Origin of the sequence: Oceanobacillus saliphilus (assembly GCF_023522835.1) — a bacterium.
Taxonomy (GTDB): domain Bacteria; phylum Bacillota; class Bacilli; order Bacillales; family Amphibacillaceae; genus Oceanobacillus; species Oceanobacillus saliphilus.
On the sequence record NZ_JALCZU010000021.1, the window covers coordinates 1 to 7,807 of the forward strand.

The following is a 7,807-nucleotide window of genomic DNA, read 5'->3' on the forward strand; positions in this document are numbered from 1 at the left end:
GATTATTATTTGTTACGTTCAGTGGTTTCATTGGCATATGGGTAGGTACTATAAGTGGAGTTATTATTAAAAAATAAATATGTAATGCAATTTCTTCAATAAACGGGTGCTTTAACACAACAAGGAGACCGTCAATACGGCGGTCTTTCTTTAGTTAACGGGTCAGAATAGTTTAAGATAGATCTTAACTAAAAGTGGGGATCAAATATGGGGATTCAAAAGATAATTATAGAATTAATTAACAATAATATTATTCATTCAGTACCAAAAGAATATGAACAATTAAAAGGAGGGACTGTCAGTGAGTTGTATCTCCTTAACATTGATGGTATCAAATATGTGATTAAGTTAAATGACCCAAAAGTAATTAAATCGGAGGCAATTTTCCTTAATTATTATAACGAGATAAATTTGTTACCTAAACTTCTATTCGTTGAACCATCATTCAAGTACATAGTTTATTCATTCATAAATGGTTCTACAAATTTTGTTAGAAAGAATAAAAAGGAAATGCTCACGACACTTGTACAAGGACTTCTAAACAATTATAAGCTCGCACCAAATAATATTGGCTGGGGGTGGGCAGACCAACCAGTAGATTCTTGGCAGAGTTTTCTCTTGAATGAAATCGTTGAAGCAAATAAAATTATTGCTTCACGATTAGATAGTGATGATTTTCAATTCGTAAGTAACCTGGTTAAAAAAAATAGCACTTATAGTAAACCATATTTATTACACGGGGATTGTGGAGTACATAATTTTATTTTTAATGGCAGACAGTTAAGTGGTGTGATTGACCCAACTCCTGTTATTGGAGACCCTCTTTATGATTTAATCTATGCCTTCTGCTCATCCCCAGATGATTTGATAAAAGAAACTATAGACTCAGGGGTAAAGCATTTGTTGATTAAAAAAGAAAAGAATAATTCAGTTTTATACGAACAAGTAATTATTGGTTTATACCTTAGGTTACGGACTTGTATTAAACATCATCCAAATGATTTTAAGGAATATTTTAAAGCCTGGTACTACTGGAAGGACGTAATCAAAAACGTTAAATTTTAAGTTTAGTCTTCTTCAAGTAACGGGTGCAATTCTTAAAGAAGGAGCAGCACCTTTTTTGTCGAATTTATAATAGGGGCAGATCCGAAGAAGTTTAAAAAAGTGAGGAGGTATTGGTTTGAATTCGATTAAAAAAGCATACGGCTACGTAATTAGGAAAAAGAATGGTAAAACGCAAGTATTGGTTTTTCAACATCCGATTCCTGAAGCTGGAATACAAATACCTAAAGGTACAGTGAACGATCAAGAAGATACTTATAATGCAGTTATTAGAGAAATTGAAGAAGAAACAGGATTGAAGAATTTTGTAGTTGAGAATTTAATTGTAGAAGATAATTGGAAAAATGATGATGGTGCTATACATAATAGATTTTTTTACAGGATAAATGTATCGGATGCTCCAGATGAGTGGGATTACCAGCCAACAGGTGGAGGAGATGAAGAAGAACTAACATTCCATTATTTTTGGATATCATCAAAGGATGAAGTTGAACTTATACGAGGTCACGGAGATTACCTACACCATGTCTTTATTTAATAGCTTCTTCAACTAAAGGTTGCTTTAATACAATAAGAAGTTTAGTAATAAGAATTCCTCAGCCAAATAGGAAGTATAGTTAAACATGCTTGAATGTATAATGATTCTGATTTATAAGGAGACCGTACTATGAGTAATAAACGTATTATAGAAGCTGTATTTTTATTCAGAAATATAAGTTATTAAAGAAGTTAACGATGATATCTATATGAAAGCACAAAATGTAAATAACGTCACAGTACCTGAACCTTACAAAAATATTTTTAATAAAGGGGGGTAAATAAAGGTGATTAATTTTTTGTTCGAAAATATGTTCTTTGTCATATTAATTACTATAGCAATTATCATTTCTATGCTAATTTTTGCCTTTAAAAAAATAAATCTAACAAAAACTAAAGAGCATGAACGGGATTAATAGTAATTAATACTATGTATTCAAATGTACTTCCAAGTTCTGATAATGTAATGATAATACAGTTTGTGACACTTGATATTCACCAATATGACAACACTAGTTCGTCTTTTCTAAAGAAATAAAACGGAGTAATTTAAATTCTTATTAAGCTAACTGGTACAGTACATTATGAAGGCAGAATCCATTCCTTATTGTGTTAACTACCGGGCGGGTTAGTGTAGGAATGAATGTTAGAGTTAGATATTGAATACTCATTTGGGGGGATATCTTTGAGTAACTTTGAAAAGGAATACCTAGCAATTGCTATTAAGCAATTTAAACACTTTAAAGAACGTGCAGAAAAGGGGATACAGCAATTATCAGAAAAAGAATTACACTGGAAGCCAAGTGGAGAGTCGAATAGCATTGCAATAATAATCAAGCATTTAAGTGGGAATATGCACTCTCGATGGGTAGATTTTCTGACTACAGATGGAGAAAAACATTATAGAGATAGGAACTTGGAATTCATTGATGATGCTAATGAATCCAAGGAATATCTAATGCAAAAGTGGGAAGAAGGTTGGAAATTACTTTTTAAAACAATCGAAAACCTTAAAGCAGAGGATTTAGATAAAACTGTTAATTTGAGACAACAACCTTTAAGTGTTCTTCAAGCAGTTCAAACTGAAATGGCACATATTAGTTATCACTTAGGACAAATTCTTTATATTGGAAAACAAATAAAGGACAAAGATTGGATTATATTAAGCATTCCTAAGATCGGTTTGAAAGAGTTTAATGACAAAGTAACTAAAAAAGTATGAAATAGTTTTTTTTACTAATGGGCGATTTACCGATGAGTGTCACATTTTTCTTTTCCAAAGGCAAGATTGTGAAACATTCTACTTAAATTAAGTGGTGGAAGAGTGAAAGAAGCCGAGGAAGGGAGGTAATCATATCCTAAAAAGAACATTGTTAATTCCTGTTTCTTTAGCAGTAGTTTTATTTATATCAGCTTGTTCAGAAAATGAAAGCCAGATTTATATCGGTGAAGGGGACAACTGGGAAGTTAATTATGGGAGGGATGAGAATTTTTCGATCAAATATATTGGTGAGGAATCTATGCCAGAAGATGAAATAAATTACATTATTGAACAGGGGTCAAGAACAACAGACGGTAATGCTCTCCTTAACGAAAGTGGTGTATTATCTATATAAAGACCTTTTAGTGAAAATCAAAATGATATAGATATCAAAGTTACTATAAACTGGGATGGGGAATCGGAAGAAATTACTTTAGTAAACCAGTGATTGTATAATGAGGACAGTTGATTCTTGTGCTAACTGGGGCTTTAACACAATAAGGAGATCGTCGATATGCAGCCTATCTTGCTATCTGGCAGGTTAGTGTAAGAAGGATAAATTATATTTATGGTAAAAAATGTTTAACTTTTGTTCCTCTAACGGAGGATTTTAAAAGTATTTATATGAAAGGAGAAAATATGGAAACAAGAATTAAGAATATTTTAGTGTCTAAGCAAGATAACGATTCAAGTATCCTACTTGGTATTGTTAATCAAAACGGGAGACAGATATATTCAGTAGGCATAGACGATAAATCTAATATACCTATTGAAGACAGAATTTTCGAAATTGGTTCTATTTCTAAAGTTTTTACTGCTGTATTTTTACAGACAATGATAAGGGATAATATAGTTCAATTAGATGACTCCGTATTAAAATATCAGCCAAGTTATATCCAAGCATTTTCAAATAATAGAAAAGAAATAACTTTACGAGATTTAATTACCCATCAATCGAATTTGCCGAGAGATGCTTCAAATATTAAAGTGCAAGATAAAATGAATCCGTTTGCATCTTATCAACCAAAGGATTTAGACGAATTTTTGTCAAACTTTCAGTTAAAGAAGTATAAAAACAAATGGAAATATTCGAATGTTGGTGTAGGGTTTTTAGGAAATTTACTAGCAAGTGTTCTTGGTACAGAATATGAAGAGGCAATAAATGCTCGGATTTGTAAACCTTTAGGTTTGCATAGCACTTTTATTAATATAAGTGATAATAACCAGCGAAGAGTAATCAATTCGTATATGAAAAACAAAGAAATACCCCCATTTTCTATTCCTGCTCTACCAGGAGCTGGTGGATTGAAAAGCACATTAAATGATATGTTGACTTTCTTAGAAGGAAATTTAGGATTAACAGATAATCCTTTACAACAAGTTTTTAACCAAACACATAAAATACAAAATAATATTAGAGTTGATAATAATACACATATGGGATTGGGATGGATGATTTCCAAAGATAAACAAACACAAGATTACATTCATTGGCATACTGGTGGTACAGTCGGATTTAACACCTATATTGGAATGAAAAAAGAAAAGAAAATGGGTATTATTATTGCTACTACTCAAAAACATTCAATGTGGAAATTAGTTAAAATCCTGTTGGGATTAGGAGAAACGATTGGAGAGGAAATTGCCTTTGAAGTATATAATCACTTATTATCAACGGAATAATTTTATATATGAGGTTGGGGTTTCTTAGGATTAATGTTATCAGAAAATAACTTCTTTAACTAACTGGTGCGTTACTTGAAGATCCTGCTGGCTGAACAGGCAGCTTTTCCTTATTGAACTATATGGCAGGTTAGTGAAATAAGAGTTAAAACTGGAATGAAGGAGGATGAACAATGACCGATATAGAGATTTTAAATGCTACTGAAGTTTAAGAAAAATAATAAAGGCACTGTTTCACTGATTTTTGGTATTCTTTCAATTGTTACTTCTTTCGTCGGTGTCGGGTTCATACTTGGAATTATTGGACTAATTTTTGGTGTCATTGGATTAAAGCAAATTAAACGTTATAAACAAAACGGAAAAAGAATGACAGTAATAGGTTTGTTTTGCTGTTTAGTAGGTATTTTCCTTACAGTGATATTTTCTATAACTGCTGGAAACGCACTTTTCAGTTAACGGGTGCGTTAATCCAGGAAGGATCAATCTATTTTACGTAGAAGATATCTGATTAGTGGGTAGGATAGTCGGAGAACATTCCGTTATAATTTAACCCTTAAAAACCTAGGAGTGAGTAAAAGAAATGATAAGAGTGGATGTAGCATATGCATTTATTTATGATAGGGATAAGAAAAAGGTCCTTATGGTTAAAAACAGGGGTGGAGGTTGGTCCCTTCCTGGTGGTGCAGTGGAACAAGGGGAAACTCTAGAACAAGCAGTTATTCGAGAGGTTAAGGAAGAAACAAGTTTAATAATTGAAGCTGGAGAAATTATAGCTGTAAATGAAGCAATATTTGAAGAAAAGGGACATCACGCTTTATTTATAACATTTAAAGCCAAAGTCATCGAAGGAGAAATCTCCATTATAGACAAAGACGAAATTGCGGCAATAGAATGGGTAGACATAGAAAGGGCTAATGAATTAATGCCTTATCATCCTAATGGAGTTAATAGCTTACTTAAAGCCTCTTCCCCCTATACATTTCAAGGATAATAAACATTGGTCCTTGTTCAACTAATTGGTGCAATAGTTTAGGAAGACAATTAACAAAACTTCAATTGAAAAAGTTATCAATATTTGTGGGTCATTTTATAAGGTTGGGGGAAAACCAATGAATTTTTTATCAAGTATAGTGGAGTTTTTCTATAATAATTTTATTCTTTTATTGCTTTCTCTTTTCATCATCGCAGTTATTCTTATGTTATTTATCAAAAAAGGAACTGTTCTCATTGTTTCTGCGTGTATAGTGGTTGTGTTGGGAATAGCAGCAACTTTTATAATAGACCAGCTAAATTATATAACGTTTCAAGAAGCATTTTCGGAACAACTGGATAGAGATACCGTTCTTAGGCAAATCGTAATTTCTACACATAATTCCTCTAACCAATACCCAGAAAGAATAGCAAGCGTAACAATAGAGGATGAAGAAATTATGGAGGCAATTATAAACGACTTAATGGGTTTAGAATTGAAAAAGGATACAGATCCCCACTCTTATAAATGGGATTATACAATTTTAATCACCAAGAATAATCAAATAAGAGAAGGTTATTCAGTTACAAGAAGTCTTACTTTAAACGTTAATGATAGTCATATCAATGATTATGAAGTAATTGATAATAAAAACCATCTCAAAACAGTTGGTTCCATTGTTAAAAATAAAGAATTTGAGTGGGATATTGAAGAATAAATAAGTTGCCTTTTTTAACTAACGGGTGCAAAGGTTTAACAGCAATAATAATTTTATGGAGAGGGGTCTTTCTAATTAAAAGAATAGTTTTATTACTTCTAATTACGGGGTTAATAAGTGCCTGTTCTAAAAACGAAGAGGTAACTGAACATAGCTATCTATTTATAGGAGATGGGAAATACTGGTCGGCTGAGTTGAGATACAAAGCTGAAGAGGTATGGGGCAAAGATGCCGATGAAATAAACACGTATTCAAGTGAAGATGACTATAACTTTAAGTTAACTTATAAAGGGGATTTAGACCAATTAGCTTCAATGAAACAATTAGATTATGAATTTAAACTAGGACCAACTGGTGGAGCAAGTTCATCATTAACCTTTGATGAACCTGTCTCTGTTAAGGAGTTTACTTCAAGAGGTGGTGGAACTGGAGCAATTATGAGGGAGGATATGGTCGTTAATGTTGACGTTAAATGGGATGATAATGAGGAATCTTTTGAATTAGTTGTAAATGAGTGATTGACTATGAATTTAACTAACTGATGCAAGAATTAAACAAGGTGATTATAGTAATTTGATTACCTTTTTCTACTGGGAAAACGATGAAAAATAGTTCGGAATATTATGTTATTATTTAAGCATAAAGATATTTAACTAACGAGACAGAATAATGGAGGAAGTTTATGAAATTTGTACTTATATTTGGTTCTCAAGCGGTTGGTAAAATGACAGTAGGGCAGGAACTAGAGAAGATAACTGAATTGAAATTGTTTCACAACCGTATAACGATTGAATTACTTGAACCGTTTTTAGGTTTTAGTACAGAAATGTGAAGATTATCAACTCTATTTAGGACGGAGATATTTAAGGCAGTAGCTGAGAGCGAACGGGAAGGCTTGATATTCACTTATTTATGGGCATTTGACCAACAAGAGGATTGGGACTATGTAGACAATATATGTAAGATTTTTGAATCTAAGGGTGCAACTATTTATTTTGTTGAATTAGAAGCTAATATTCACGAGAGACTTGAAAGAAATAGTAGTTTTCTTATACTTGTTTCGAAGCAAAAGAAACCATCCATCTAAAATGAAGGCGAGTCTTTTAGGACTTTCCATAGCATTATATCAGTTAGTTCTTCAATATGTCGGGTAGTTTTTGATATTCAACTATCGGGTGCGATAGTCCAAGAAGGATTATCGCTCTTTTTGTTGAAGTTAATGAAAGGGGCAAAAGAGTTAAAGAAGCAACTCTACATAGGTGAATCATCAAAGTTAAGGAGTGATTATAGGAAAATGAATCTAAATGGTGAACTGAAATTTGAAAATCTGGTTGCACTTCAACGGGATTCTCTAATAACGCTAGATAAGTCAAGAAAACGAATTGCTATCTTTAAAGTTGTAATGATTATTTTCTGTATTTTAATCATGTTTTTAATTAATCCATCCTCTCAGCCAATCCATATTGCTATTAATATAGTTTCGACGGTTATCTTCGCTTTATTGTTACCGATTATTATAAATAAAGCTGCTGTGAAACTAGTAAGAAAAAGTGAGAATAGTAAACGGATTGGGCCT

10 protein-coding genes and 1 pseudogene are annotated in these 7,807 nt (G+C 32.2%); all 11 read left to right on the top strand.

The window, feature by feature from the left end; translation table 11 throughout:
• Positions 1–207 precede the first annotated feature (207 nt).
• Positions 208–1,065: a phosphotransferase gene (locus tag MN204_RS20035; RefSeq protein ID WP_249872853.1), complete on the top strand. Its 858-nt coding sequence runs from the start codon at positions 208–210 to the stop codon at positions 1,063–1,065.
• A 115-nt stretch (positions 1,066–1,180) separates the two neighbouring features.
• Positions 1,181–1,600 carry an NUDIX hydrolase gene (locus MN204_RS20040; protein ID WP_249872854.1) on the top strand — a complete coding sequence of 140 codons (420 nt, stop codon included), beginning with the start codon at positions 1,181–1,183 and terminating at the stop codon, positions 1,598–1,600.
• 684 nt (positions 1,601–2,284) lie between these two features.
• Positions 2,285–2,821, top strand: coding sequence for a DUF1572 family protein (locus MN204_RS20045; protein WP_249872855.1), 537 nt, complete (start codon positions 2,285–2,287; stop codon positions 2,819–2,821).
• Positions 2,822–2,969: 148 nt separating this feature from the next.
• A complete protein-coding gene (locus MN204_RS20050; RefSeq protein ID WP_249872856.1) occupies positions 2,970–3,215 on the top strand; it encodes a hypothetical protein in 246 nt (81 codons plus the stop codon).
• A 284-nt stretch (positions 3,216–3,499) separates the two neighbouring features.
• A complete protein-coding gene (locus MN204_RS20055) occupies positions 3,500–4,543 on the top strand; it encodes a serine hydrolase domain-containing protein (protein ID WP_249872857.1) in 1,044 nt (347 codons plus the stop codon).
• A 195-nt stretch (positions 4,544–4,738) separates the two neighbouring features.
• Positions 4,739–4,999, top strand: a complete 261-nt coding sequence (locus MN204_RS20060; RefSeq protein WP_249872858.1) for a DUF4190 domain-containing protein — start codon at positions 4,739–4,741, stop codon at positions 4,997–4,999.
• A gap of 124 nt (positions 5,000–5,123) precedes the next feature.
• On the top strand, positions 5,124–5,534 hold the full coding sequence (locus MN204_RS20065; RefSeq protein ID WP_249872859.1) for an NUDIX hydrolase: 411 nt from the start codon (positions 5,124–5,126) through the stop codon (positions 5,532–5,534).
• A 118-nt stretch (positions 5,535–5,652) separates the two neighbouring features.
• On the top strand, positions 5,653–6,231 hold the full coding sequence (locus MN204_RS20070) for a hypothetical protein (protein ID WP_249872860.1): 579 nt from the start codon (positions 5,653–5,655) through the stop codon (positions 6,229–6,231).
• Between the two features lie 5 nt (positions 6,232–6,236).
• Positions 6,237–6,749: a hypothetical protein gene (locus tag MN204_RS20075; RefSeq protein WP_249872861.1), complete on the top strand. Its 513-nt coding sequence runs from the start codon at positions 6,237–6,239 to the stop codon at positions 6,747–6,749.
• A gap of 164 nt (positions 6,750–6,913) precedes the next feature.
• Positions 6,914–7,315 (top strand): annotated as a pseudogene (locus tag MN204_RS20080) (shikimate kinase); the annotation flags it as partial.
• Positions 7,316–7,525: 210 nt separating this feature from the next.
• Positions 7,526–7,807: hypothetical protein (locus tag MN204_RS20085; RefSeq protein ID WP_249872862.1), on the top strand; the 282-nt coding region annotated here is incomplete at its 3' end.

Coding starts and splice junctions, on each gene's coding strand:
- MN204_RS20060 (WP_249872858.1), top strand. CDS start 4,739: ATGCTACTGAAGTTTAAGAAAAATAATAAAGGCACTGTTTCACTGATT.
- MN204_RS20065 (WP_249872859.1), top strand. CDS start 5,124: ATGATAAGAGTGGATGTAGCATATGCATTTATTTATGATAGGGATAAG.
- MN204_RS20070 (WP_249872860.1), top strand. CDS start 5,653: ATGAATTTTTTATCAAGTATAGTGGAGTTTTTCTATAATAATTTTATT.
- MN204_RS20055 (WP_249872857.1), top strand. CDS start 3,500: ATGGAAACAAGAATTAAGAATATTTTAGTGTCTAAGCAAGATAACGAT.
- MN204_RS20035 (WP_249872853.1), top strand. CDS start 208: ATGGGGATTCAAAAGATAATTATAGAATTAATTAACAATAATATTATT.